This window comes from Streptomyces sp. NPDC039609, from assembly GCF_055596705.1.
The window spans coordinates 538,143-563,171 of sequence record NZ_JBVIUJ010000004.1; the positions used below are offsets into that span (position 1 = coordinate 538,143).

Sequence of the window (25,029 nt, forward strand, 5' to 3'; positions counted from 1 at the left end):
GGTTCGGACGGTGCTGTCCCGCATCACCACCCTCCGACGCGCGCTCGGGGTCGGCGAGGGCCGAATGGTCCACCCTCAGGACCGAGTGGGCTCGTCATGGCCCGGTCCGCGCCTTTCCCGGCCGGGGGGACCTTTGGTCCCGTTCATTGCCCCCAGCGGCCCTGCGGCCACCGGGACCAGCTGCCAGGGTGGAAGGAGGTCCCTCGGACCGTGCGAGGAGGAGCCATGAACACAGCCACAACCGGTCCCGGTCTGGGCAGGGTCGTCGTCGGCGTCGACGGATCACCGTCCGCACACACGGCTGTGATGTGGGCGGCAGCGGAGGCGGCCTTGCGGGGCAGCACTCTCTGCCTCGTTCATGCGGCGGACACGGACGCACCGGTCCCGTTTCTGTCCGAGGTGGAGATCGTCAGGAGCCGGCAAGCGGGGCGGGAACTACTCGACCTGACTGCTGACGAGATCGCGGAACGTCACCCCGACCTGACGGTCGTCCCGGAGCTCACGGATGGCGGAGCCCCAGCCAGTCTGCGGCAAGCCGCCGCCCGGACCGGCACGATCGTCGTCGGGCACCGGGGTCTTGGCGGGTTCTCTTCGCTGTTGCTCGGATCGGTCGGTCTTGAGGTCGCGGCTGGCGCCACCACGCCCCTGGTCGTGGTGCGTGGGGCCGCGGAGCCCGTCGAGGACGGTGTGGTGCTCGCGGCGGTCCGGAACGAGGCCGACGTGGGCTGCGCCCGTGCGGCGGCCCGCGAAGCCCTGCTCCGAAAAGTGCCTCTGCGGCTCCTGCACATTTGGAGTGTGAAGCTGTCCGCCGGCTCACGGGCTGCGTTGCGCAACGGTGGCGACGAGATTCCCCGCGATCACGTACGCGTACTGGCCTCGGTCTCGGACCGGGTCCGGGAGGAGTTCCCGAATCTGACGGTGCACGCCGACGCCCAGAAGAGCCACAGCGTGCCCGGCGCTCTCGTCGACGCGTCCCACCACGCCGACCTCCTGGTCGTCGGCGGTCGGCGATCGCCCGGCTACCTCGGACCGACGCTCGGCCGGATCACGCTGACCCTGCTGCAGCACGCCCACTGCCCCGTGGAGCTCATCCCTCGGCAAGGGCCTGGACATGGGAGCACGTCATGACGAGCACCACGGTTCGCCGTGACATCGTCGTCGGTATCGACCCCGTCAAGAACTGGCACCTGGCCCTCGCCTGGGCTGCGGACGAGGCCCACCTGCGAGGAGCGGGACTGCGCCTGGTGGTCGCGGTACCACCGCAGCACGACACCCATCACGTCGACGACACCCCGCATCACCTGGCACAGCGGCAGGCCGGCACGGAGGCTCTGCGTACGGCACTCGCCTGGGCGCAGGCCCGGCAGCCGGGCATCAAGGCCACCTCCTCCCTACTTGACGGGTTCCCGGCAGGAGTCCTGGCCGGTCTGTCGCACGAGGCCGACATGATCGTGCTGGGCTCCCGGCATCTCAGTCGTACCGAGGAGTTCCTGAGCGCCGGTTCCCTGGTCGTTCCGGTCACCGCGAAGGCGCACTGCCCGGTGGCCGTCGTGGGCGATGCGGAACACGTCACGCAGGAGACGCCCTACCTCGTAGTCGGTGTCGACGGCAGCGAATCCTCACGAGCAGCCCTGGCCTGGGCCTTCGAGGAGGCGGACCTCCGGCGTTGCGCACTGCGTGCCATCGCCGTCTGGCAACCACCCGTCTTCGCTCTGCACAGTGCTGACACGCTGTTCCACGCCGAGCGCCGCCTGCTCTCGGAAACCACCGCGGGCTATGCGGAGAAGTATCCCGACGTCCGGCTCACCCACGAGGTTCCCATCGGTTCACCCGTGGAGACGCTCGCGGACGCAGCCGAGCACGCCCTTTCCGTCGTCGTCGGCCGTCGAGGCCGGGGCGGATACACCGGGATGCGCGTCGGCTCCGTCGTCCACGGACTGCTCCACCGTGCCCACTGCCCGGTGATCACCGTCCCAGCCAGGTGAGCGAGTCATGACGGCGTCGGCAGCGGACCGGGCCCCTGCACCGGTGCGGGAGACGACGGGGCTCACCCAGGAGGAGGCCGCCCGGTGCTTCGCCGACACAGGCCCCAACGAGGTGACCGCGAGAAAGCCCGTACGGCTCCACAAGCGGGTCCTGGCCCAGCTGACCGACCCGCTGATCATGGTGCTCCTCGGGGCCGTCGTTCTTACCCTCGCGATCGGCGACCATCCTGACGCGATCGTCATCGGACTGGTCGTCCTCGTGAACACGACCGTCGGCGTGGCGCAGGAGATCCGGGCCGACAACGCCGTCGCCGCCCTCTCGGCCCTCACCGCGCCGCACGCGCGCGTGCGGCGTGACGGCGCCGTCTGCGACCTCCCGGCGGCGTCGATCGTCCCAGGTGACGTCCTCCTTGTCGGTGAGGGCGACATCGTCGCCGCCGACGCCGAGCTCGCCGAGGCGTCCGCCGTACTGGTGGACGAGTCCATGCTCACGGGGGAGTCCGTGCCCGTCGACAAGGACCCCGGTGCGACGCTGAGCGCGGGCACGGTCGTCGTCCGGGGCAGGGGCGTGGCCGTAGTCACGGCGACCGGGGCATCCAGCGCCCTCGGCCGCATCGCGGCTCTTCTCGACGAACGTCGCGAGCCGACCCCGCTGCAGCGCCGACTCGCCGCCCTCGGGCGCGTCCTCGCGGCCGTGACGCTCGCCCTGTGCGTCCTGGTCTTCGCCCTCGGCCTGGTGCGGGGGCTCCCGCTCGGCACGATGGCTGTCACCGCCATCAGCCTCGCCGTGGCGGCGGTCCCTGAATCCCTTCCCGCCGTCGTCACCCTGGCCCTCGCTGTCGGGGCCCGGCGCATGGTCGCCCGGCACGCCCTGGTGCGGCGGCTGCCAGCGGTGGAGACGCTCGGCTCGGTGTCCGTCCTCGCCACCGACAAGACCGGCACCCTGACCGAGGGCCGCATGGTCGTCCAGCACGTCTGGACACCGCGAGTCAGCGCCGAGCTCTCGGGCGTGGGGTACGAACCCGAAGGCGAGGTCCTTGTCGCCGGGAGGCCGGCGGAGGCGGCCGAGCTCCAGCCCCTGACGGAGCTCCTGACCGTCACCGCCCTGTGCAACGACGCCACGCTGCGTCCGGCAGACGACAAGGCGTCCGGCGGCCGGTGGACGGCCCTGGGCGACCCCATGGAAGCGGCCCTGCTCACGGCCGCGGCCAAGACGGGCTGCCCGGAGCCGACGGAACTGTCTGTGACCCACCCCCGGATCGGAGAAGCGCCCTTCGACAGCCTCCGCAGGCGCATGACGACACTCCACAAGACTGACGGAGACGGATTGCTCGTCTGCCTGAAGGGTGCCCCCGAAGCCGTACTCGACCCGGCCGTCCTGCACGCTTCTCCGGACGCGCTCGCGCGGGCCCGCGAGGAGGCAGCGCACCTGGCCGCGCGGGGATACCGCGTGCTCGCCGTGGCATCGGGCGTACGGGACGACCTGCCGAGTCCGGTCACCGCGGCGGAGTCGGGCCTCGCGCTCCTTGGCCTCGTTGCGCTGAGCGACCCACCGAAGCCGCATGCCGCCGCGACCCTCGCCTCCTGCCGGGCGGCCGGCATCACCCCGATCCTGATCACCGGTGACCACCCTGCGACGGCGAGGGCGGTGGCGTCCCGCGTTGCTCTCGTGGGCGAGGGAGATGAGACGGACGGCGACGTCGTCACGGGAGCGGACGTGGCCGCTGGACGGGTCCCTGACCTCACCTCGGTCCGCGTCTTCGCCCGTACCGATCCCCAGCAGAAGCTGGACATCGTCGAAGCGTGGCGTGCCCGGGGAGCGGTGACCGCCATGACCGGCGACGGCGTCAACGACGGCCCCGCCCTGCACCGGGCCGACATCGGCGTCGCCATGGGCGCGCGCGGCACGGAGGTCGCGCGCCAGGCGGCCGACCTCGTCCTCACCGACGACGAACTCTCGACGGTCGTGGCGGCCGTCGACGAGGGACGGCGTGTCTACGACAACATCCGCCGCTTCCTCGTCTACGGGATGGCCGGCGGCGCGGCCGAGATCCTCGTCATGCTGATCGGCCCTCTCCTCGGGCTGCCTCTGCCCCTGCGGGCGGGGCAGATCCTGTGGATCAACCTCCTGACACATGGCCTCACCGGCGTCGCCATGGGCGCCGAACCGGCCTCCCCGGGAGCGATGCAAAGACCGCCACGCCCGCCTGACCAGCACATCCTCGGCGGCGGCGCCTGGCAGCGCCTGCTCGTCCTCGCCGCCGTCGTCACGACGGCCTCTCTCGGTGCGGGACTCGCCGCCCAGGCGCTGGACCTGGCCTGGCAGAGCGTCCTCTTCCTCGCCCTCCTCGCCGCCCAGCTCGGCGTCGTCCTGGGGCTGCGTGCCCGGCTGCTGACCATGAAGAACCCGTTCCTTCCCCTGTCCGTCCTCGCCTCCACCGTGCTGGCCGCGGCAGCGCTGTACGTGCCCTTCCTGAGCTCGGTCCTGGAGACGGAACCGCTCGGATGGGCAGGCATCGGCATCGCTGTCGCTTGTGCGCCCGCCGGCTTCGTGGCGGCCCGCGTCGTACGGACCGCTTTCCACCCCGGCCAGCCGACAGGAGCGGGTGGCACATCCGGACTACGGTGAAAGTGCGCGCGTCGAGCCCTGTCAGTGCGCTCGACGCTTCCGGAGGTTTCGATGGGTGGTGAGGGCTCCGAGTTCGCAGGCAGCAGGATTCCGCGGCTGAGGTTGGATGAACTGCTCGAAGAGCTCCAGGTACGCATCGACGAGGTGCGAGGCACCAGGGACCGGCTCAACGGGCTCCTCGAGGCAGTCATGTCCGTGGGCCGGGAACTGGACCTGCCCCAGGTGCTGCGCGGGATCGTGGAGGCAGCCGTCACCCTCGTCGACGCCGAATACGGAGCCCTCGGAGTCATCGGTGATGACAAGAAGCTCTCCGAGTTCCTCCCCATCGGTATCGGCGACGACCTGCGGGAGCAGATCGGAGATCTGCCCTCCGGGCACGGCATTCTCGGCGAGCTGATCCGGAACCCCCAGCCGCTGCGTTTGTCGGAGCTGTCCGAGCACCCGGCCTCGTACGGATTCCCGCCCCACCATCCTCCGATGCACTCGTTCCTCGGCGTCCCCATCCGGGTCCGCGATGAGGTGTTCGGGAATCTCTACCTCACCGAGAAGCGTGGAGGGGTCGACTTCGACGCCGAGGACGAGGCCGTCGTGACGACCCTGGCCGTCGCCGCCGGCATCGCGATCGAGAACGCCCGGCTCTACGAGGAGGGCAGGCTCAGGCAGCGCTGGCTGGCGGCAAGCTCGGACTTCACCAGCGCTCTTCTGTCCGGCGCGGAAGAGTCCCAGGTGCTGGAAGGGATGCTGGAGCAGGCGGTCGACATCGCAGGTGCCGACATGGGGGTCTTCTACCTGGTGGGTACGGGCGGCGAGCTCCGCGGCTCGCTGGCGCGTGGTGAGGGCGCCGACGCGCACCGAGGCGTGGTCCTGCCGAGCAGCGAAGGAACCCTGGCCGCCGCGGCCCTCATGGAGGAAGACGGCCTGGTCACAGTGGCGGACGTCGCGTGCGACGAGCGCGTGACGGTGCAGCCGGAGCGCTGGAAGGGCTTCGGACCGGCGGTGGCCGTCACGGTCGGCACGAAGGAGCGGCTGAGCGGCGTACTGATCCTCGCCCGGCGTAGTGGTCGGTCCCCTTTCGTGGGCGCCGAGATCGCCGCTCTCCCCGGATTCGCGGGGCAGGCGGCACTGGCGCTCGAACTGGCCGACCACCGTCGTGACGCCGAGCAGGTGGTCCTTCTGGAGGACCGCGACCGGATCGCCCGCGACCTGCACGATCTGGCGATTCAGCGCCTGTTCGCCACAGGAATGACGCTCCAGAGCGCCCGGCGCTTCGTCGAGCACCCGGAAGCGGCAGACCGGCTGGCCCGGGCCATCGACGACCTGGACGCCACCATCAAGATCATCCGGTCGACCATTTTCGGCCTCCGGGACCACGAGACCTTTGGAACGGCACCGAAGCTCAGGAGCCGCATCGTCACAGCAGTCGAATCAGCCGCGTCGACGCTGGGGTTCGCCCCCGCCCTTCGTATGGAGGGCTTGCTCGACACGGATGTGCCTCCCGAGGTGGCCGATGAGGTGATCGCGGTGATCGGTGAAGCGCTCACGAACGTGGCCCGGCACGCTCGGGCCCGCGGGGCGGAGGTGGCGATTCTCGCGGATGACGGCGTCCTGGCCGTGACAGTGAGTGACAATGGTGTAGGCATCCCAGAAGGCCGGCCCCACAGCGGTCTGCGGAACCTCTCTGAACGGGCGGACCGCCTGGGCGGTTCCCTATCCGTCTTCGCACGGGCGGAACCCCGCAACGGCACTGTGCTCGAGTGGCGCATCCCCCTGGTCGCTGACCGGAAGTGAGGGCGCTACCCCTGCTCGGCGTCGTGTTCGTGGACCTGTGCGGCGATCACGGCCGCTTGCACACGCCGTTCCACGCCCAGCTTGCCCAGCAGCCGTGAGATGTGGTTCTTGACCGTCTTCTCGGACAGATAGAGCCGCTTGGCGATCTGCCGGTTGGTGAGCCCCTCGCCAATCAGGTCGAGCACGGACCGCTCCCGCTCGGACAGCACCGCGAGCCGCTCATCCTCCGGTGGCTTCGCCGCTTCGGGGTCCCGCAGCGAGTGCATCAGCCGGGCGGTGGTGGCCGGATCGAGCATCGACTGCCCGGTGGCCACGGTCCGTACCGCCGATACGAGATCGGAGCCCTTGATCTGCTTGAGGACGTAACCCGCCGCTCCCGCCATGATGGCGTCGAGCAGGGCGTCCTCGTCGTCGAACGAGGTGAGCATCAGGCAGGCCAGGTCCGGCATCCGGGAGCGCAGCTCCCGGCACACGGAGATGCCGTCTCCGTCGGGCAGCCGCACGTCGAGGACCGCCACGTCCGGCCGGAGGGCGGGCCCCCTGGCCAGCGCCTGGGCCGCCGTCGACGCCTCGCCGACGACCTCCATGTCGGGTTCGTCGTTGATCAGGTCGCGAAGGCCCCGGCGGACGACCTCGTGGTCGTCCACGAGGAAGACCTGGGTGGGTGTGTCGGCTGCGGGCAGTTCGGACATGGCGACCTCTGTGATGTGGGTACCTACCGCCCCCATAAGGATTGTCCGTCACGGGGCGTCTTCCTGGGCACCGAGATCCATCCGGACGTCCACGACCCCCTCCACGGCCCGTACGGCGCGTGCGAGCAGCGGCACCAGCGATCGGTCGGAGAGCGCGCCGCGGATCGTGGCCACACCCTCCGCCACGGTGACGTCCAGATCTGGAGGGACGGCCGGTTCGCTGAGGACCGAGTGGCGGATCTCTGCCTCGATCTCGTCGTCTTTACGGAGGAACACCTTGAGCAGGTCGCTGCGGCTGACGACACCCTCCAGCATGCCGATGTCGTTCACCACGGGCAGGCGCTTCACCTTCCGCGTGGCCATGATCCGCGCCGCCTCGGCGAGGGTGGCGTCAGGGTGGACGGTCACGGCCGGGCTGGACATGAGCTCGCCGGCCCGCACGGCCCCGGCCTTGGACGCCTCGGCGAATTCGTCCGGGCGGGGTTCCACGCTCCGGAACTCCTCCTTCGGCAGGAGATCCGCCTCTGAGACGACGCCGACGACACGACCCTCCCCTTCGAGGACGGGGAGGGCGCTCACCTTCCACTGGTCCATAAGGGCGACGATCTCCTTGTAGGGCGCGTCACGGCCGATCGCGATGGCGGTGTGGGTCATGACATCACTGACGGTGTAGCGCGAGGCTGGCATCACGTTCTCCCAGAGGGGTGAGGATCTACAGGCCGCTGCCGTGCGGGGCGTAAAGATCCAGCAGCCGCACGCGGGCGGAGAAGAGACGGTGGGCGAGCATCTGTCCGACGAAGTGGTCCAGGGCGAGGCCGAAGCTCGGATCGGCGTCCATCATCATGCGCACGGTCGCCGCGTTGAACTCGTTCGCTCGTACCCGCGTCATGGCCTCGGCTCCGAAATGCCAGCGGTACGGCTCGAACAGCCACGACCAGCCGAGCAGTTCGCCCGCGCTGACGCTGTCGACCACGGCAGGCCGCTTGCCGGGCACGCGGACGTCCAGGGTGACCGTCCCGGTACGGACGATCCAGAACCGGTCGGCGTATCCGCCTTCCTCGAACAGCCGGGTCCCTTCAGGGAAGTCCACCGGGCTGGCGCACTCCAACAGCCGGTCACGCTGGTCGGCGGAGAGAGCTGCGGTGAGCCGTGGGCTAGGGGGAGTGCTCATCGGGGCCTCCTGACGGTGTCCACTCCCAGTCTGGCCTCGTTCCGTGATGGGAAAGGAGGGCCGGATGGCCCCCTTGGGGCCCTGTTCGGCCCGTGCGAGGCGTGTCAGACCCCCCTCAGGCGTCCCGGTGTGCGGCACGCATCGGGATTGTTGATCACAAGCTCGACGCCGACTGAGCGACCTTCCGGCGTGTGTCTGAGGAAGGCCACCCGAGCCGGGTGACGCGGAGAGGCGCGTCGCGCCCTGGCTGACGGAGCACGGCTTCGCCGGACGCACCCGGTCCCGGGCAGAGCCGGCGAGTGCGTCGGCCAGGATGTACACGGACCTGATCGCGCCTCACCGGCCGACGCAGCCCGTGGGTCTTGGCACTCACGTCCAGCTGAGCCTTTGACTCTGGGTGCGGCACGTCCACGGGATAGAGGTCACAGGCCCTCGCATGGCGGCCTCCGCTACGGGAGAGGGGCCTGTTTGACGTGCTCTCACGCTGGCCAGTGGCGTTCCTGTGTGGGTGAGTCAAGCGACCTGGAGGGCCGCGCCCCATGCCCTCGCGCGATCCCTTTCGCCCTCGCGCAGCGGCCCTTCGGTGTCCTCGATGATGAATCCCTCCGGTTCCGCGACGAGTTCATAGCCATGGCCGCGCAGCCGACGTGCGATGCCGCCGGCGGCGGCGCCGGCCAGGCGCATATCCGCCCGGGTGTCGAAGGCCGCGGCAGCATGGGTACCGGTGTGGGCCTTCGGGAGCGTGTCGTGGAACCAATCGCGGACGCCAGGACCCTCGGCGCCCTCCTCGGGGGTGAAGGGACGCTCCTCCTTCTCAGCCTCCTGCTCCTCGGCCTTCAGCCCCATCTTCCGGCTCATCCCTGTGGTCATGCCCCGGATATGGGTCGGCCCGCCGACGACCAGCAGATCGGTGGGGCCGATGCGTTCCGGCAGCGCGTCGACGACTGCCACGCACTCGACCTCGGCGTCCGGGTGCGCCTCCTTCACGCCCTCTCCGATCGCGTCAGCGACCTCGCGCGTGTTGCCGAACAGGCTCTCGTAGACGATCACAGCACGCATCACGACTCATCTCCTCAGGTGCTTCGCTCCGGCCTCCGCTGCCACTTCGATCGCCCGCAGCGCCCCGCGCAGCACGATGCCGACGCCCGGGGAAACCAGCATCCAGTAACGGCCGAACCGTGCGGTGGAAGCCGGGTCGGTGCAGGCCGTGCGCGCCTCGTAGGTCAGCAGGGACCGCTGCTCCCCGTAGGGGTGGACGACGAAGGCGGCGGCCATCTTCGCCCAGCCGGGCTCCTCGAACCCCGCGAAGGCCCCGGGCTCGACACGGCGCCACTCGATGGTGGGCTTCCACACCTTGCCGACAGCCCCGAAGACGATCTCACGACCCGCGCGCTCCCCCAGGGCCACCCAGGGCTGGGCCTCCTCGTCCCGCTGATCGGTGTCGAACAGATCGGACACCCGCATCGACGGCGGTGTGACCACGGGCCGACGGCGCACCCGGTCGGGCACTCCACGCGCCCACATGACCACCTCGAACAGCGGCGAGTGGATGGACAGCATGTCCAGATCACGGGCCGCGCCGTACACAGCGTCCGGCGCGGCGGCGATTGCCGCACACTCCAGGCGGGAGAACCGGAACTCGGGCAGAGCCGCGTCGAGCAAGAGAGGCTCGTCTGTCGTGGCGGCGCTCGGCTGAGTATTCATGGAGACCTCCCGGATCCGACACCACCAGTCTGGTCCACAGGACAGGCATCTCGCTGGGGCCGAACGGTCCCCGGTCGACCATCCCCGAGGGGATTCGAAGGCCGTCCGCCAAGGCCCACGTCTAATGGACCTTCTGCTGCTCCAGCCATTTGAAGACCTCGTTCCTCTTGTAGAGGACCTTGGCATTCCTGCCGCGACCGAGCTTGTAGCCCCTCAGGCCCAGCTTCGAGGCTTCCCTGTAGACCCAGCTCGTCGACATGTTGAGCATCGTCGCGACTTCGGACGTGTCCATGAGCACCGGCTCGACCACGCGCCGCGCCTGTGAGTTGATCTCGCTGCGGATCTCGTTGGGGGACGTCCGTGAATCCACGTGCACACTTGCTCCTTGATCGCGAAAGGGGATTGAGCTCTGCTCCCGCTGGATTTCCAGGTACCAGGGAGTGCCTGCGAAGTGCCGCCGCCACCTGCGAGCTACATCAATGGTCACGAGAAACGGCGGTTTCGCTAACCGGCGATCTGCGGCTATGTTGCCCCGCCGCCTGCATCGGTCCGCGCTGCGATGGGGCTACGGCCGCCGCGGCATTCGGGATTCGTTACGACGCCCGCCCGGACCTCCCGGGGCGGGAGCGGTAGCCAGCCGTCGGCGAGCCCAGCGGGGCGGGGTGGTGCGTCCCGGATGTCGCAGTGACAGTGATCACGCAGAGGCTCCGAGGGGCCTTGCGTAGGCTGGCATCGTCGTCGCGGTGGGGGAGTGGATGGGCCGGTGCCGCCCTTCCGATCCGACCTGACGATGAGTCAGAAAAGTCAGCAAGTGGTCAGCATGAGTCCTGAAAGACCTGGGGATTGCTGCCCGAACATGTGACTCGTTGTAGGGTAGGGAAACCGCCCTTGACCTGCAAAAACGCAGGCAGGGAGCCTAAGTCCAGGAGTGCCTCGATGATGCGTACCATGTTCAAGTCCAAGATCCACCGGGCCACCGTGACCCAGGCCGATCTGCACTACGTCGGCTCCGTCACCGTCGATGCCGACCTCATGGAGGCGGCCGATCTGCTGCCCGGGGAGCTCGTGCACATCGTCGACATCGACAACGGCGCGCGGCTGGAGACCTACGTCATAGAGGGTGAGCGGGGGTCCGGGGTGATCGGGATCAACGGGGCGGCCGCGCACCTCGTGCACCCCGGGGACCTGGTGATTCTCATCAGTTACGCCCAGGTCGAGGACGCCGAGGCCCGCGCGCTCGTGCCGCGCGTGGTGCATGTGGACGCGGACAACCGGATCATTGAGCTCGGGGCCGACGCCTCCGCGCCGGTGCCCGGGAGCGACACCCGGCGCAGCCCGCAGGCCGTGCCGGCAAGCGCCTGAACCGTACGAGGGAGACGCATCGCATGGCCGATCCGGAGATCAGGGACGACCGGGAGAAGGGGCGCCTCGAGGCGTTCGAGGACGGCACCTACGTCGGTGTGATCGTCTACTTCGTCCTCGACGTCGAACCCCACGCCCTCGTCGCCGTCCACACGATCGTGGAGGAGGGCAACGAGGGCAAGGGCATCGCCGGGTCGCTCGTGCGCGAGTTCTACGGGATGGCCGCCCGCGCGGGCGTGCCCGTCGTCCCGCTCTGCCCGTACGCCGCCAAGTGGGCCGAGAAGCACCCCGATGAGGCGCCCGTGCCCCCGGAGGGCGTCGTCCGCGCCGCCAAGCAGCAGCTGAAGGCCACCCCGGAGCTCTGGTGACGCTCGCGCTGCTGCACACCTCCGCCGTTCACGTGCCCGTCTTCGACGGTCTGCGCGACCGGCACCACCCGGAGCTCGGCCTGCGTCACCTCGTCGTCGAGGAACTGCTCGTACGCGCCCGTATCGAGGGGCCGCAAGCCGTGGCCGGCGCCGTTCGTGACGCCCTCGCCGAGGCCGTCGCGGACGGTGCCCGCGCCGTGCTCTGCACCTGCTCGACCATCGGCGGCGTCGCCGAGCGGAGCGCCGCCGAACTGGGCGTGCCCGTCCTGCGGGTGGACCGGCCGATGGCGGCCGAGGCGGTCGGGTCGGACCGGATCGTGGTGGTCGCGAGTGTGGAGTCCACCCTCGCCCCCACCCTGGACCTGCTCCGGGAGGAGTCGGGAGACAGGACCTCCTTCGTCACGACGCTCGTCGTGGACGGTGCCTGGGAGCGGTTCGAGGCCGGCGACCGGGACGGCTATCTCGATACGGTCGCCGCGGCCGTCGACCGTATCGACCCCGCCGACGGCGGGGTCGTCGTCCTGGCCCAGGCGTCCATGGCGGACGCCGCCGAGCGGACCACGACCCCGCTGCCCGTCCTCTCCAGCCCCCGCCTCGGCCTCGCCGCCGCGGCCACGGCGGTGCGCCGACACGGATGAATGGCCCCGGCGGGCGCGGGCAGACGCTCCGGGAGAGCCTGGAGCCGTACGGCCCCGTCGACCGAGAGGCCCGTCATGACCCACCCGTACCCCGATCCGGTACCGCCCTCTCCGATCCCGCCGCCGGGGCCGGTGCCGTCACCGCCGACACCGGTGCCGGAACCGCCTCCCGTGCCGCCGCCGAACCCGGTTCCGGAGCCCCCGGGGCCCGCTCCCGTACCTGGACCCGAGCCTCAGCCCGAGCCCGGGCCCGCACGCTCCGATTCGTAGGTGACACAAGGGACTTGGGGTTTCGCCCCGGCCCTTGTCACGGCCTGTGACCTTCCCTTACCTTGGGCGACTGCCGATGCGCTTCCGCTGACGCGTACGAGGGGGGCCCATGGCCGTACGGGGACGACACCGCCGGTACCAGCCGAGCCGGATCAATCGCGCCTCGCTGACCGTCACGGCGGGCGGAGCCGGAATGGCGTTACCGCTGGTCGGTGCCGGGACGGCGCAGGCCGCCTCGCTCGACGTCTGGGAGAAGGTCGCCGCCTGCGAGTCCTCCTCCAACTGGCGGATCAACACGGGCAACGGCTATTTCGGTGGACTGCAGTTCAGTCAGTCCACCTGGGAGCGGTACGGCGGTACGCACTACGCGCCCCGCGCCGACCTCGCCTCCAAGGACCAGCAGATCGCCATCGCGGAGAAGGTCCTCAAAGGGCAGGGCCCGGAGGCCTGGCCGACGTGCTCCTCGCGGGCGGGGCTCGGGCAGGCGTCGGACCGGACGGACGTGCGACCCGCGTCCGTACCAGCGCAGCGTGACGCAACGGCGCAGCGCACCGGGCAGGCCCAGCGGCCCCCCGCGGCCGAGCCCCCGGTCGCGACTCCGACCACCGTGCCGACGATCCGCGAGATGTACACCGTCACCCCCGGCGACTCACTCTCCCGGATCGCCCGGGAGGAGCAGGTCAAGGGCGGCTGGCAGCGGTTGTACGAGGCGAATCGGGCTGTGGTCGGCGGCGACCCCGACCTGATCCACCCGGGCCAGAAGCTGACCCTCCGGATCAGCGCCCCCGTCAAGCCGCCCACGGACCGGCCCCCGGTCGCCAAGCCCGCGCCCACGGCGAAGCAGCCCACGGCGAAGCAGGCCACGGCCAAGCCGCCCACGACCCGGCCGACGTCGGCCGAGCCGGCTCCGGAGGCCACCAGGCCTCCCGCCGCCCCGCAGGCCAAGCCGGCCACGAGGCCCGCGGCCACACCCGCCGCGAAGCCTGCGGCCAAGCCCGTCACCAGGCCGGCCGCCAAGCCCGTCACCGAGCCGGCCGCCAAGCCCGCCCCTCGGGCCGACCGCTTCAGTGCCCCCGTCGCCGCCTCCATCGGCACCCGCTACCGCGTCTCCGGCTCCTCCTGGTCCAGCGGGTACCACACCGGTGTCGACTTCCCCGTCCCCACCGGCACGTCCGTGAAGGCCGTGGCCGCCGGCACCGTCGTCTCCGCCGGTTGGGGTGGCGCGTACGGGTACGAGGTCGTCCTCCGCCACGAAGACGGGCGCTACAGCCAGTACGCGCACCTGTCCGCGCTCACCGTCCGCGAAGGCCAGCGGGTCAACTCCGGGCAGCGTATCGCCCGTTCAGGATCGACCGGCAACAGCTCGGGACCGCATCTCCACTTCGAGGTGCGCACGGGTCCCGGGTACGGGTCCGACGTCGACCCCCTGGCCTACCTCAGGGCGCGGGGTGTCGCGATCTGACACCAGCCGTTTCTCTGACACCGAGAGCGAGTCGTCGGAGGCCGTCAGCCGGTCCGTCGTGAGCTGGATCAGACCGCCCGCCGCCACCGCACCGCAGATCAGCGCGGCGACGGTGCCGGCCGCTCCGTACCGGAAGCTCTCGCCGAAGAGCGTGAGGCCCACCGCGGCGGCGACCACCGGGTTGACGACCGTGACCGTGGCCAGCGGTGCCGCGAGGCCCGCGCCCCGATAGGAGGCCTGGGAGAGCAGCAGCCCGGTCACCGCGAGCGCCGAGAGGACCAGCAGGCTCGTCCACTGGGCGAACGGCGCGTCCGGCGACCACTCCACGGCGACGGTCTTGGTGAAGACCGATGCGATGCCGAACGACACACCCGCCGCGGCGGCGAGCACGATGCTGCGCAGGACCGAGCGGCCCAGGAGATGCGCGGCGGTGAACAGCCCGCCCACCACACCGAAGGTCCCCGCGGCCAGCAGCCATCGCTCGGCGCCGCCCAGCGCCTGGGATTCGGCGCCGCCCGTCAGGCTGAGCAGCCCGGCGAGTCCGACCGTGGCCATGAGCGCGCCGCGCCAGGCCGTGTGGCCGGCCCGGCGGCCCACGAAGAGGGCCGCCATGGGCAGGGCGAAGACGATCGTGAGGGCGCCCAGCGGCTGGACCAGACTGAGCGGACCGTAGGCCAGCGCCGCGACATGGAGCGCCGCACCGAGACCGTTGAGCAGCACGGACCCCCACCAGGCCGGGCTGCGCAGTGGTGCGTAGGTCGGGCCGCCGGCGGCGGCCGCGACCCGCTCCTGCACGATCGCCGCGGCCGCGTAGGCGACCGCCGAGACCAGTGACAGGAGTACGGACAGCAGGAGGGGGTTCATACATACAACGATCTCTCTTCCGAGCGTTCACGTCGTCGTACCTGGGAACGCCTTCGGACGTACTGCTGCCGCAGTACGGGACCGTCACGTACGCCTTGGGATGTACGCCAGCGCAGGTCAGGAGGGGTGGAAAGCGACCTTTCCGGTATCCAGGTCGAAGCGGGCGCCGACGATCCGGGCCTTGTGGAAAGCCTCATCCCGAGCCAGTCGCCGCCGAATCCGGTCCACATTGGCCCGCACCGTGTTCTCCACCCAGTCACCCGGCAGATCGCGCGCCGCGCGCGCTGCGGGCGCGAGCTCCTCCACGATCCGGGCGAGGTGTCCCTCGACGGGCTTGCCCGTCCGTACGTACTCCACGGCCGCGGTCGCGGCCCCGCACCGTTCGTGCCCCAGGACGACGACCAGCGGGACGTTCAGCTCCTCGACGCCGAACTGGATCGAGCCGAGCACCGCCTCGTCGAGGGCCTGCCCGGCCGACCGTATCGCCAGCAGGTCCCCGAGCCCCTGGTCGAAGACGAGCTCGGGCGGCACACGCGAGTCGACACAGCCGAGGACGAGCGCGAACGGGTGCTGGGAGACGGCGACGGCGGCGCGCCGGGCGGCGTCCTCGTGCGGGTGGATCTGCCGGAGCGCCGCGAACCGGGCGTTCCCGGCCCGGAGTTCGGCCAGGGCCGCGGCGGCGGTGAGCGGTCCCTCGGGCCGGGACCGGCGGGTCGGGGGTGTGGCGGCCCGGGCGGAGGCGGGGATGGCCGCTGCCGCGGCCGCGGCCGTCAGGGCGAGCACCGCGCGACGGCCGGGAACGGCGGAGGAGAGGGGGTTCGTGGGAGGTGTCATGCGGTCGAGCGTTACGGTGATCAGCGGTCACGGAGCCTCACTTGGAGCGATCATGACTCGGAGATGACCAACCATGACCTGCGATGACCATGTATGACCCGAACGCGACCGGGCTTTTGCCAGGAGCCGGTGAACCGAGCAATCATGCGCCCCGAGGCCGCGCGCGGGACAACCATGTACGGGGCAGCAGTGCACCGAGCAGCCATGGCGGCTGCGGCGGGCGACCAGCCGTCCGCCGTGTACCCGGCAGCCGTGCACTGAGCAGCCATGTACGGGGCAGCTGTGCACCGGACCACCATGTACGCGGCAGCCGCGCACCGAGCAGCCATGCACGCGACGGCCGTGCAATCGACGCCGTACCCCGGCGACCGTGTCAGGAGGCAGTGACCGTGGATCTTGTCGAGAGCGGGTCGGTCGGCGGCTTTTTCGCGCTGCGGACGACCGCGCCGGAGACGGACGGTGCGCATGTGCCGCTCGCCCGCCTCTACGCGGGGGAGACCGGCCCCCTCTCCGCCCGGGTCGACCGCGTGGGCGCCCGGCTCCGGGCCCCCGAGCGACGGGTCGCAGCCTCGATCGCCCACCTCGGGCTCGCCGCCAGGCTCTGGTCGACCGCCCTCGGTCCTGCCGCCGTCCACGGCGAGTTCCCGGCCCTCGACCCGGCGGACCTGTACTGGGACGGGTCCCTGACCTCGCCCGACGACCTGTGGTGGGCGGGCACGGACACCCGTCCCGCGACCGTCGACGACCTCCGCGAGGCCGTCCAGCTCGCCCACCTCGTCCCGCTCCACGAAGCCCTTCGCCGCGACGGGCGGATCTCGCCCCGGCTGCTGTGGGGGAACGCCGGCTCCGCGCTGGCCGGAGCGCTGCGCGAGCTGACCCGCTGGGCCCGCGCGCAGGGCCGGCCCGAGGTCGCCCGCCGCGCCGCCGAACTCGTGACCGGGCTCCTCGACCAATCCGACCTGGCCCGCACCGTCCAGGGGCCGGCCCTGCGGCGCACCAGCTGCTGTCTCTACTACCGCTGCCCCGGCGGCGGACTCTGCGGCGACTGTGTGTTCGACCACGCTCCTGCCACAGGTTTGGAGACACGGCCTCCCGCTCCGTAAAGTTTCTCTTTTGAGGACATGGGCGCGCGCGAGCGTACGAGCGATCGAGGAACGACAGAGGCCATGACGGTGACCGAAGAAACCCAGGAGTACGGGCCGGGTATCGACCCCGAGCGCCTGGCCGTCTGCCTGAGCGTGCTCGACGAGCTCGACGAGCTGGAGGTCGACCACCCGGACGCGATCGCCGTCCGGCGCGCCACCGCCGGTATCTACCGCACGGTCAAGCAGCGTCGCCGCCAGGAGCGCCGGGCCGCGAAGACCGCGCACGACAAGGCGGTCACCGAGGCCACGGCGACCGGCTCCGCGCAGCGGATCGACGACGAGACCGAGGGCATCCTGCCCTCCTCCGTCACCGAGGCCGGTCGGATCGCCGGGATACTCCAGCGCCCCCGCTCCTGCTACACCTGTAAGAAGCGGTACGTCGAGGTCGACTACTTCTACCACCAGCTCTGTCAGGAGTGCGCGGCCCTGAACCGGGCACGGCGCGACGCCCGCACCGACCTCGCGGGCAAGCGCGCGCTGCTCACCGGCGGCCGGGCCAAGATCGGCATGTACATCGCGCTGCGGCTGCTGCGCGACGGCGCCCACACCACGATCACGACCCGGTTCCCCAAGGACGCCATCCGCCGCTTCAAGGCCATGGAGGACTCGGCGGACTGGATGCACCGGCTCGACGTCGTCGGCATCGACCTGCGCGACCCCGCGCAGGCGGTCGCCCTGGCCGACCAGATCGCCGAGGACGGTCCGCTGGACATCCTCATCAACAACGCCACGCAGACCGTGCGACGCCTGCCCTCCGCCTACGCCGCACTGGTCGAGGGCGAGAGCGCCCCGCTGCCCGCCGGCGAACTCCCCGCCCACCATGTGATCGGCGCCTTCAACTCCGGCGCGGTCGGTGAACTCGGGGGGCCTTCCGCGCTGCCCGCCGGCGTCAGCGGCCTGGACGCGCAGCAGGTCGCCGACCTCGCGCTGGTCGCGGGCAACGCCAGTGTCGAGCGACACCGCGACGGCAGCGCCATCGACGCGGGCGGCCTGGTGCCGGACGTCGTCGAGACCAATACCTGGGTGCAGACCATCGAGCAGATCTCCCCGGTGGAGCTGCTCGAGACCCAGCTCTGCAACTACACGGCGCCGTTCATCCTGATCAGCAAGTTGCGGCAGGTCATGGCCGAGGCCGCCAAGAAGGCGTCAAGCGGGCGGGCCTACGTCGTCAACGTCTCGGCGATGGAGGGCGTCTTCGGTCGCGGCTACAAGGGTGCGGGGCACCCGAACACCAATGCGGCCAAGGCCGCGATCAACATGGTGACGCGGACCAGCGCCCAGGAGATGTTCCAGGCCGACGGCATCCTCATGACCTCTGTCGACACCGGCTGGATCACCGACGAGCGTCCGCACTTCGACAAGCTGCGCCTCGCCGAGGAGGGCTTCCACGCCCCGCTCGACCTGGTCGACGGCGCCGCCCGCGTCTACGACCCCGTCGTGCGCGGCGAGGCGGGCGAGGACCTGTACGGCGTCTTCCTCAAGGACTACGCGCCGGGCAACTGGTGATCGGCTCTCGGTAAACCGATTTCGGCAACCAAGCCTCGGTAAACCGCCCAGATGTCCGAAATTCACTCGATCGCGTCACACTTCTGGGCCCCATAGAGCGCCCAGGCGCTCATTTGGTTAGTCTGATGTCCACGGTCGGCCACCGGGGTTTCACAAAACCCCCACGGCTTGCCTGGGGACTGGCCTGCCACCAAGGCCGCGGTCCCGCCCGAAGAACGGCGCCACCGCGACCGAAACGGCCATGTCCTCATTGGTACGCGACACAAGGGAGTGCGCGGTGACACCAGAATTGACGAAGCAGGAACAGCGACCGGCCGAACATCCGGAGCGGCCACGCCGCTCCGGTGAGCTGGGCAGCCTCGACGTGTGGGCCCATGCGGCTCCGATCCGGCTGGCGGGCTACGAGGACGACCTCGCGGAGCCGCACATCCTGCCCGGTATCGACTGAGTCGTAACTGTCGCTTCGCCCTGTGCCCCCGGCCGCCCCGCGACCGGGGGCACAGGCATGTCCGGGCCCGGGGTGCCCTCAGCGCCGCGCCACGCTCCGCAGCTCGACCGGCGGCAGGTACTCCCGTACGAGCGTGCGGTGCCACCACGCCCCGGTCTCCCGCAGCTCACGCCAGGTCGTGTAGCGGTAGCGGTACAGGCGGGCCCTGATACGGGCCGGCGGCGCGTCCGGGAACGGGTTGTGGCGCAACAGCCGCAGCGTGTCCCGGTCCCCGTCGAGGAGCCGCTCGACGAACGGTCCGAACCAGTCGCGGGCGTACGCGGGGGAGAGCGCCGCGAACCACATCAGCCAGTCGAGCCGCAGATGGTACGGGGCGAACTGGCGCGGCAGCCGACGTGGATCGCCGGGCTTGCCCTTGAAGCCGTACTCCTTCCACTCCGCGTCCCCGTCCCGCAGCGGGTCGGCGGTGCCCTCGATGACGATCTCGTCCCGGATCCGGCCGACCGTGCCGAACGCGCCGTACGTGTTGACCAGGTGGAACGGGTCGTACGAGCGGTTCATCGCCTGCCGCCGCGACAGCAGGTTCCGCACCGGTCGGTAGCTGCGGAAGAGGACCAGCGCGGTCACGGCGACGACCACGACCACGTACCAGATCGGCGGGGAGGGCTGTGGGTGCTCGCCGACGAGGAACGAGCCGTCCACGGCGGAGAGCGCGAGGACGATCGTCAGCCAGTTCAGCCAGGCGAAGTTGCCCGAGAGCACCAGCCAGAGCTGCGTCGCCACCATCAGGCAGGCCGCCACCGTCGCCACCGGCTGCGGGGTGAAGAGCAGTACCGGGACCAGCAGTTGGACGACATGGTTGGCCGCCACCTCGACCCGGTGCAGCGGTCGGGGGAGATGGTGGAAGAACCAGCTGAGCGGGCCGGGCATCGGCTGGGTCTCGTGGTGGAAGTAGAGACAGGTCAGATTCCGCCAGCAGGCGTCACCGCGGATCTTGATGAGTCCCGCGCCGAACTCGACGCGGAAGAGAAGCCAGCGCAGCAGCCACAGGACGAGGACCGGCGGCGCGGTGTCGTCGTTGCCGAGGAAGACCGCGAGGAAGCCCGCCTCCAGGAGCAGCGACTCCCAGCCGAAGCTGTACCAGGTCTGGCCCACATTGACGATCGAGAGATACAGCGCCCAGAGCACCGCCCACAGCAGCATCGAGACGGCGAGCGGCACGGCGTCGCCCGCGCCCGCCACCAGGGCGAGGGCCACGGCCGCGCCGCTCCACGAGACCGCCGTGAACAGGCGGTCGGAGTAGTGCCAGTGGAAGAGGCTGGGCGCCTGACGCGGCTCCACCCGGCGCAGATACTCCGGGACGGGGAGCATTCCGCGTTCGCCGATCAGGGCCCGGAACTGGAGAGCGGCCGAGAGGAAGGCCACGAGATAGAGCCCGGCGAGCCCCCGCTGGAAGACGATCCGGCTCAGCCAGTAGTCCGGTGCCGTGAACCACTCCATTGCTTCCAGTATCGGCCCGGGAGGTCAGCCCTTCCTCTCCTCCTCGTCCTGCGAGCGCAGGCCCTCCGCCTGGGACGGCGTGGTGCGGGCGGTCAGGGGGTGGCGGTGGTCCCGCTGCAGCATGTCCATGTCCTCTTCGAGGCGCTCGCCCTCGGCCTGCGAGGGAGTGCTGTAGGTGTACTCGTCGTACTGGCTCACGGCCGCCTCCTGGGTCGGAACGTATGCCTACAAAGGGAGCGTAACCCCGTGCGTGACCCTGGGCGTCATCCCGCGACGAGGCGCTGGAGCGTGCGGCCGAGCCGGCGTGCGTAGGCGTGCTGGAGGACGGGGACGAGCGGTCCCGCGAGGCGGGTGTACCAGGCGGCGGGGCGGCTGAACGCGGTGACCGTGAACCAGACCGAGCCGTCGTCGTGCACGTCGACGACGAAGGATTCCTCGCCCCGCTCGGGGTGCCCGGTGCGGGTGCCGTAGGCGAATCCGGTGCGGTCCTTCTCGTCCGCGGTCCAGATCACCTCGCAGGGTGCGACGAACCGGACCGGGCCGAGGCCCATCGAGACCTCGACGAAGACGCCGGGCTCGGCGCGGACCGCCTCGCTGCGGACCCGGGCGCCCGAATCACGGTGCATCCGCCAGGTGGTGACGGCGGTCCCGGCGGTCTCGAAGGCGTCCCGGCCCCGCCCGATGCGGACCGTGTGGTGGAGGTGGTGGTAGCCGGCCGGAAGCCGGTCCCTGCCGGTGGCGCCGACGTCCCGGTAGTTCAGGGGCGCGGGGGCGGTGGTCGTGGCGAGGTCGCGGATCAGACGGGCCATGATGCGGTCTCCTTCTTCGGGGCGGTCGCCCGCAGGCGGCGCCGGGCGAGCAGCGAGCAGAGCGCGAAACCGAGGGCGTTGCCGAGGCCGTGGGTGGCGGCCATCCAGGTCAGGTTCGGGTGGGGGAGCCCGGTCGCCTCGCCGAGCGCCCAGCTCAGGGCGAGCAGCATGGTCGCCACGAGCACCACGGCCGAGACCGCGAGGAGCGCGTGGGTGACCGGGTCGTGGGCGCCGGTGCGCATCTCCCGCCATGTCTCCAGGGCGACGGCCCACATCCCGGCGGTGAGGACGAGCGCCCCGGCGAGCTCGGCCCAGTCGTCGACGAAGTAGCCGACCAGCACGAGCAGGGTGCCGAGCGGAACGCTGAGCGCGGCGAAGCGCGTGGCGGGTCCGTCGGACGTACGGCAGACCAGGCCGGCCACCAGGGCGGCGGCGAAGCCGGCGAAGTGGAAGTGGGGCACGGTCAGGGCCAGGATGTCGAGGTCGAAGCCGAACAGCTCGTGTCCCGCGCGTTCGGCGACCAGGGCGAGGCCCGCGACCGAGGGGGTCACGAGCGCCGTGAGCACGGCGATCTCGGAGGGTGGGAGCGAGGGGAGCGACAGGCCGGTCTTCGGCCGGGGGAGCGCCGCGAGCCGGGCCGGTGCGCAGAGCGCCAGTGCGAGGGTGGCCAGCGCGTAGACCGTGGCGAGCACGGCAGCGGTGGGGGAGCGCGGGAGCCACAGGGCCAGCGCGCCGGGGGCGGCGAGCAGCGGCCAGGCGCGGCGGAGCAGCCGAAGTCCGCGCGGCCGGGGGGCGTCGATGAGTCCGAGGCCCAAGGGGACGATGACGAACATGCCGAGCATCACGATGAGATCGACCAGCACGGACATGCCGCCCCACCCCCAGATTGAACGCGTTCAAACCCCAACGGGGTCGAGCGTAGGGCTTTCCTTGAACGTGTTCAAGTGCGTCTCTCGTGCGCTGCCGCCCGACCTTCCTCCGGTCGGCCGCACTCCGCTTGCGGGCCGCCGTGCGGTGCGACAGACATGAAGGAATGTCTCGGGGCGGAAAGAGGCGGGAGATCCACGTGCGCTCACCCATACGCCGGCCGCGACGCCCTCACGTCGCCGCACTCGTCGCTCTGGTCTCGACGCTGGTGCTCGCGGGCTGCTCGTCCGACGGCGACGGCGGCGGCGCCGGAACGGCCGCCGCCTCGCAGGACGTCTTCCTCCAGCCTCCCGCACCCGACCGCAGTGCCTCCGCGAGCCCCGACGGCTCCACCGCCCCCGGAGCCGACGCCTCGCCCGACGGCGCCACCACCCCCGGAGACGACGCCTCGCCCGACGGCGCAACCCCGCCGCCGAGCGACTCCCCGTCCCTGACTGATTGCCTGTCGTCGCCGTACGAGAGCCCGACCGGCACACCGGACACGACGACTCCCGACCCGACCTCCCCGAGCCCGTCCGTCCCGCCGGGCTGCCCCACCCCGACCTGGTCGGAGCCGGCCTCCCCGGAATCGCCGGTCGAGCCGGAGCCCGAGTCGGACCCGCCCTCCTTCGAGGACCTGTTCCCCGGCGACACCGGCGCCCAGCAGCCGGAGACCTTCGAGGGATGAGGTTGTCCCGACCGGGACTCCCACCTGGACACCGGGCCCGAACCTCCCCCCGGGACCCCCGGCTCCTCCCCGCCGTGCGCGCCGCCTGGCCTGCGCCTAGCGTGGCCCCATGAGCGCGGGCACGGGGGGAGGCGAAGCGGCGGACCCATGCCGCTGCGCATCCGGAGCAGGGGGTGTGACGTGCTGCTTCCTCCGTGACTACGGTCGCGCGTTCCGGATGGGAAGCTTCGACTGGGACCTGGTAGCAGGGACGCTGGCCATGGACGAGAGCGCCCTCAGGGTCTTCGACCTCAGGCCCGATGAGTACGACGGGAACCCGCTCACCCTCTCCCCCCGGGTGATGCCCGACGAAGGACGGCAGCTCGACACCCTGGTCTCCCACGCGCTCAAGGACGGCAGCGAACACTACGGCGCCTACTTCCGCGTCCGGCTGCGGGACGGGAGCCCGCGCTGGACACACACCGAGGGCCAGATCCAGCGCGACGAGACAGGCCGCCCCGTCCGGATCGTCGGCATCATCCGGGACGCCTCGGAGGAGGTGTCCGAGCAGGCCGCCCGGCTCGGCCTGGACGAGGGGCGGCGCAGACGCACCAGCGTCGTGGAGGGCACCACCGCGGCACTGGCCCACGCCCGGACCGTGCAGGACATCATCGACCTGCTCGGCGCCTCGCACGGCCTTCAGTACTTCGGTGCCACCAGCCTGGTCATGGGACTCCTGGAGGCCGGCCGGATCCATCTGGTCGCCGAGGGGCCCACCGGCGCCTTCGTGCCCGGCACGCGATTCACCCGGGTGGACGAGCCGTACCCGATGAGCGAGGTGGTCCAGACCCTGCGCCCGCGGTTCATCGAGTCGCCGAAGGACTTCGCCGACTCGTACCCGATCCTGTGGCCGCACATCGCCGGACTCGGCATCACCTCGGCGGCCTATCTGCCGCTGATCGCCCAGGCCCGGCCGATCGGCGCGCTCGGACTGCTCTACAGCGACAAGACCGGCTTCAGCGCCGACGAGCGCAATCTGCTGGTGGCGCTCGGCAGCAGCATCGCGCAGAGCCTCCAGCGCGCCATGCTCTACGAGCAGGAGCACGACCTGGCCGAGGGGCTCCAGCAGGCGATGCTGCCGCGCCGTATCCCCGACGTGCCCGGCGCCCAGATAGCGGTCCGCTACCGCTCGGCCCGCCTCGGCCGGGACATCGGCGGCGACTGGTACGACGTCATCCCGCTGCCCGGCGGCCGCGTCGGCGCCGTCATCGGAGACGTCCAGGGACACGACACCCATGCCGCGGCCGTCATGGGACAGCTGCGGATCGTGCTGCGGGCCTACGCCGCCGAGGGGCACACGCCGGCGACCGTGATGGCCAGGGCCTCCGTCTTCCTCCACGAGCTGGACACCGACCGCTTCGCCACCTGCACCTATGTCGAGGCGGACCTCGCCACCGGCGTCGTCCAGGTGGTGCGCGCCGGACATGTCGACCCGCTGCTCCAGGACACCGACGGCAGCTGCCGACGGCTGCCGGTCGAGGGCGGGCTGCCCCTGGGCCTCTCGGCCGAGTTCGGCCGCCTCGACCATCCCGTGACCACCCTGGAGCTGTCCCCGGGACAGACCCTGCTGCTGTACACCGACGGCCTGGTGGAGAAGCCGGGCTCGGATCTCGACGAAGGGCTGACATGGCTCTCCTCGCTGGTCAGGCGCGGGCCGCGGGACCTTCAGGAACTGGCCGACCACCTCTGCGAGGTCGTGGACGAGCGGGGCGGCGAGGACGACGTGGCGATCCTGCTGCTGCGTCGCCAGGGGTCGTACTATCCGCAGTCGGGCGGCCGGCTCCAGCAGCATGTGGCGCAGAGCGACCCGGAGGCGCTGAGCTCCGCGCGCCACATGATCCGGGCGGCGGTACGGGCCTGGGGCGCCGGGGAGCGCTCGGACGAGATCGAGCTGGTCTCCGACGAACTGATCACCAACGCGCTGATGCACACCGACGGCGGCGCGATCGTGACCCTGCGGATGCTGGCGGGCCCGGAACGGCGGCTGCGGGTGGAGGTCGAGGACCGCTCCAGCGCGCTGCCACGACGGAGGGAGGCGGGGGAGTCGGGCGTGTCGGGCCGGGGCCTGATGCTCGTGGACCGGATCTCGGACGTCTGGGGCGTCGAATCGCGCGGCAGCGGCAAATGCGTCTGGTGCGAATTCATTGTTAACCCTGCGTACATCGATCGTACTTGACCGTAACCGACCGTACGCGATTGACTGCGATCCCCTGCCACCCTC

The 25,029-nt window shown here is 71.0% G+C and carries 25 protein-coding genes; 13 read left to right on the forward strand and 12 right to left on the reverse strand.

The annotated features are described in order from the left end of the window. The first annotated feature begins 225 nt into the window (after window positions 1-225). From ACZ561_RS14680 to ACZ561_RS14695, 4 genes are read left to right on the forward strand one after another with little or no spacing between them, the layout of a single operon-like run. Window positions 226-1,128 carry a universal stress protein gene (locus ACZ561_RS14680; protein ID WP_470994130.1) on the forward strand — a complete coding sequence of 301 codons (903 nt, stop codon included), beginning with the start codon at window positions 226-228 and terminating at the stop codon, window positions 1,126-1,128. After that, the gene (locus tag ACZ561_RS14685; RefSeq protein WP_470994132.1) at window positions 1,125-1,985 is read left to right on the forward strand and encodes a universal stress protein; all 861 of its coding nucleotides are present in this window, start codon (window positions 1,125-1,127) and stop codon (window positions 1,983-1,985) included. Before ACZ561_RS14680 ends, ACZ561_RS14685 begins: the two co-directional genes overlap by 4 nt. Before the next feature lie 7 nt (window positions 1,986-1,992). Then, complete coding sequence (locus ACZ561_RS14690; RefSeq protein WP_470994135.1) at window positions 1,993-4,614, forward strand: cation-translocating P-type ATPase; 2,622 nt, start codon at window positions 1,993-1,995, stop codon at window positions 4,612-4,614. A gap of 51 nt (window positions 4,615-4,665) precedes the next feature. Then, on the forward strand, window positions 4,666-6,402 hold the full coding sequence (locus ACZ561_RS14695; protein WP_470994138.1) for a sensor histidine kinase: 1,737 nt from the start codon (window positions 4,666-4,668) through the stop codon (window positions 6,400-6,402). A gap of 5 nt (window positions 6,403-6,407) precedes the next feature. On the opposite strand, the gene ACZ561_RS14700 is transcribed toward ACZ561_RS14695, so the two are convergent. The 6 genes from ACZ561_RS14700 to ACZ561_RS14725 form a co-directional block, all read right to left on the reverse strand. Beyond that, the gene (locus tag ACZ561_RS14700; RefSeq protein WP_361755699.1) at window positions 6,408-7,094 is read right to left on the reverse strand and encodes a response regulator transcription factor; all 687 of its coding nucleotides are present in this window, start codon (window positions 7,092-7,094) and stop codon (window positions 6,408-6,410) included. A gap of 48 nt (window positions 7,095-7,142) precedes the next feature. Continuing rightward, window positions 7,143-7,781 carry a CBS domain-containing protein gene (locus tag ACZ561_RS14705; protein ID WP_470994143.1) on the reverse strand — a complete coding sequence of 213 codons (639 nt, stop codon included), beginning with the start codon at window positions 7,779-7,781 and terminating at the stop codon, window positions 7,143-7,145. Window positions 7,782-7,806: 25 nt separating this feature from the next. Then, a complete protein-coding gene (locus ACZ561_RS14710; protein WP_470994146.1) occupies window positions 7,807-8,265 on the reverse strand; it encodes a Crp/Fnr family transcriptional regulator in 459 nt (152 codons plus the stop codon). A 513-nt stretch (window positions 8,266-8,778) separates the two neighbouring features. Continuing rightward, on the reverse strand, window positions 8,779-9,324 hold the full coding sequence (locus tag ACZ561_RS14715; RefSeq protein ID WP_470994150.1) for a flavodoxin family protein: 546 nt from the start codon (window positions 9,322-9,324) through the stop codon (window positions 8,779-8,781). 6 nt (window positions 9,325-9,330) lie between these two features. After that, window positions 9,331-9,969: a hypothetical protein gene (locus ACZ561_RS14720; RefSeq protein WP_470994153.1), complete on the reverse strand. Its 639-nt coding sequence runs from the start codon at window positions 9,967-9,969 to the stop codon at window positions 9,331-9,333. A gap of 121 nt (window positions 9,970-10,090) precedes the next feature. Then, window positions 10,091-10,339, reverse strand: a complete 249-nt coding sequence (locus ACZ561_RS14725; protein ID WP_361595747.1) for a helix-turn-helix domain-containing protein — start codon at window positions 10,337-10,339, stop codon at window positions 10,091-10,093. 566 nt (window positions 10,340-10,905) lie between these two features. Between ACZ561_RS14725 and panD the strand changes: the two genes are divergently transcribed. The 4 genes from panD (at window position 10,906) to ACZ561_RS14745 (ending at window position 14,069) form a co-directional block, all read left to right on the forward strand. Beyond that, a complete protein-coding gene (panD, locus tag ACZ561_RS14730) occupies window positions 10,906-11,331 on the forward strand; it encodes an aspartate 1-decarboxylase (protein ID WP_470994156.1) in 426 nt (141 codons plus the stop codon). Between the two features lie 23 nt (window positions 11,332-11,354). Continuing rightward, entirely contained in the window at window positions 11,355-11,699 is a 345-nt protein-coding gene (locus ACZ561_RS14735) for a GNAT family N-acetyltransferase (protein WP_470994158.1), read from the forward strand. Next, window positions 11,696-12,337: an aspartate/glutamate racemase family protein gene (locus ACZ561_RS14740; RefSeq protein ID WP_470994160.1), complete on the forward strand. Its 642-nt coding sequence runs from the start codon at window positions 11,696-11,698 to the stop codon at window positions 12,335-12,337. Before ACZ561_RS14735 ends, ACZ561_RS14740 begins: the two co-directional genes overlap by 4 nt. Before the next feature lie 379 nt (window positions 12,338-12,716). Further along, entirely contained in the window at window positions 12,717-14,069 is a 1,353-nt protein-coding gene (locus ACZ561_RS14745) for a transglycosylase family protein (protein ID WP_470994163.1), read from the forward strand. On the opposite strand, the gene ACZ561_RS14750 is transcribed toward ACZ561_RS14745, so the two are convergent. Further along, window positions 13,950-14,933: a DMT family transporter gene (locus ACZ561_RS14750; RefSeq protein ID WP_470994165.1), complete on the reverse strand. Its 984-nt coding sequence runs from the start codon at window positions 14,931-14,933 to the stop codon at window positions 13,950-13,952. The genes ACZ561_RS14745 and ACZ561_RS14750 overlap by 120 nt on opposite strands. Before the next feature lie 117 nt (window positions 14,934-15,050). Then, the gene (locus tag ACZ561_RS14755) at window positions 15,051-15,767 is read right to left on the reverse strand and encodes a carbonic anhydrase (RefSeq protein ID WP_470994168.1); all 717 of its coding nucleotides are present in this window, start codon (window positions 15,765-15,767) and stop codon (window positions 15,051-15,053) included. 389 nt (window positions 15,768-16,156) lie between these two features. On the opposite strand from ACZ561_RS14755, the gene ACZ561_RS14760 reads away from it, so the two are divergent. The 3 genes from ACZ561_RS14760 to ACZ561_RS14770 all read left to right on the forward strand — a co-directional run bounded on the left by ACZ561_RS14760 (window position 16,157) and on the right by ACZ561_RS14770 (window position 18,866). Further along, window positions 16,157-16,870: a (2Fe-2S)-binding protein gene (locus ACZ561_RS14760; protein ID WP_470994171.1), complete on the forward strand. Its 714-nt coding sequence runs from the start codon at window positions 16,157-16,159 to the stop codon at window positions 16,868-16,870. Window positions 16,871-16,933: 63 nt separating this feature from the next. Next, entirely contained in the window at window positions 16,934-18,418 is a 1,485-nt protein-coding gene (locus ACZ561_RS14765; protein ID WP_470994174.1) for an SDR family NAD(P)-dependent oxidoreductase, read from the forward strand. 277 nt (window positions 18,419-18,695) lie between these two features. Continuing rightward, window positions 18,696-18,866, forward strand: coding sequence for a hypothetical protein (locus tag ACZ561_RS14770; protein WP_362355075.1), 171 nt, complete (start codon window positions 18,696-18,698; stop codon window positions 18,864-18,866). A gap of 78 nt (window positions 18,867-18,944) precedes the next feature. Here the strand turns inward: ACZ561_RS14770 and ACZ561_RS14775 are convergent, their stop codons facing one another. From ACZ561_RS14775 to ACZ561_RS14790, 4 genes are all read right to left on the reverse strand, one after another. Beyond that, window positions 18,945-20,366, reverse strand: a complete 1,422-nt coding sequence (locus tag ACZ561_RS14775) for a lipase maturation factor family protein (RefSeq protein WP_470994178.1) — start codon at window positions 20,364-20,366, stop codon at window positions 18,945-18,947. Window positions 20,367-20,390: 24 nt separating this feature from the next. After that, window positions 20,391-20,564, reverse strand: a complete 174-nt coding sequence (locus ACZ561_RS14780) for a hypothetical protein (RefSeq protein ID WP_470994182.1) — start codon at window positions 20,562-20,564, stop codon at window positions 20,391-20,393. Between the two features lie 65 nt (window positions 20,565-20,629). Next, complete coding sequence (locus ACZ561_RS14785; protein ID WP_470994185.1) at window positions 20,630-21,175, reverse strand: DUF1990 family protein; 546 nt, start codon at window positions 21,173-21,175, stop codon at window positions 20,630-20,632. Continuing rightward, window positions 21,163-22,044 (reverse strand): YndJ family protein, encoded by an 882-nt coding sequence (locus ACZ561_RS14790; RefSeq protein WP_470994188.1) that lies wholly within the window; start codon window positions 22,042-22,044, stop codon window positions 21,163-21,165. The genes ACZ561_RS14785 and ACZ561_RS14790 overlap by 13 nt, the downstream gene beginning before the upstream one ends. Window positions 22,045-22,241: 197 nt before the next feature. Between ACZ561_RS14790 and ACZ561_RS14795 the strand changes: the two genes are divergently transcribed. Both ACZ561_RS14795 and ACZ561_RS14800 read left to right on the forward strand, forming a co-directional pair. Further along, the gene (locus ACZ561_RS14795; RefSeq protein ID WP_470994191.1) at window positions 22,242-22,769 is read left to right on the forward strand and encodes a hypothetical protein; all 528 of its coding nucleotides are present in this window, start codon (window positions 22,242-22,244) and stop codon (window positions 22,767-22,769) included. 109 nt (window positions 22,770-22,878) lie between these two features. Next, window positions 22,879-24,984, forward strand: coding sequence for a SpoIIE family protein phosphatase (locus tag ACZ561_RS14800; protein ID WP_470994194.1), 2,106 nt, complete (start codon window positions 22,879-22,881; stop codon window positions 24,982-24,984). Window positions 24,985-25,029 lie beyond the last annotated feature (45 nt).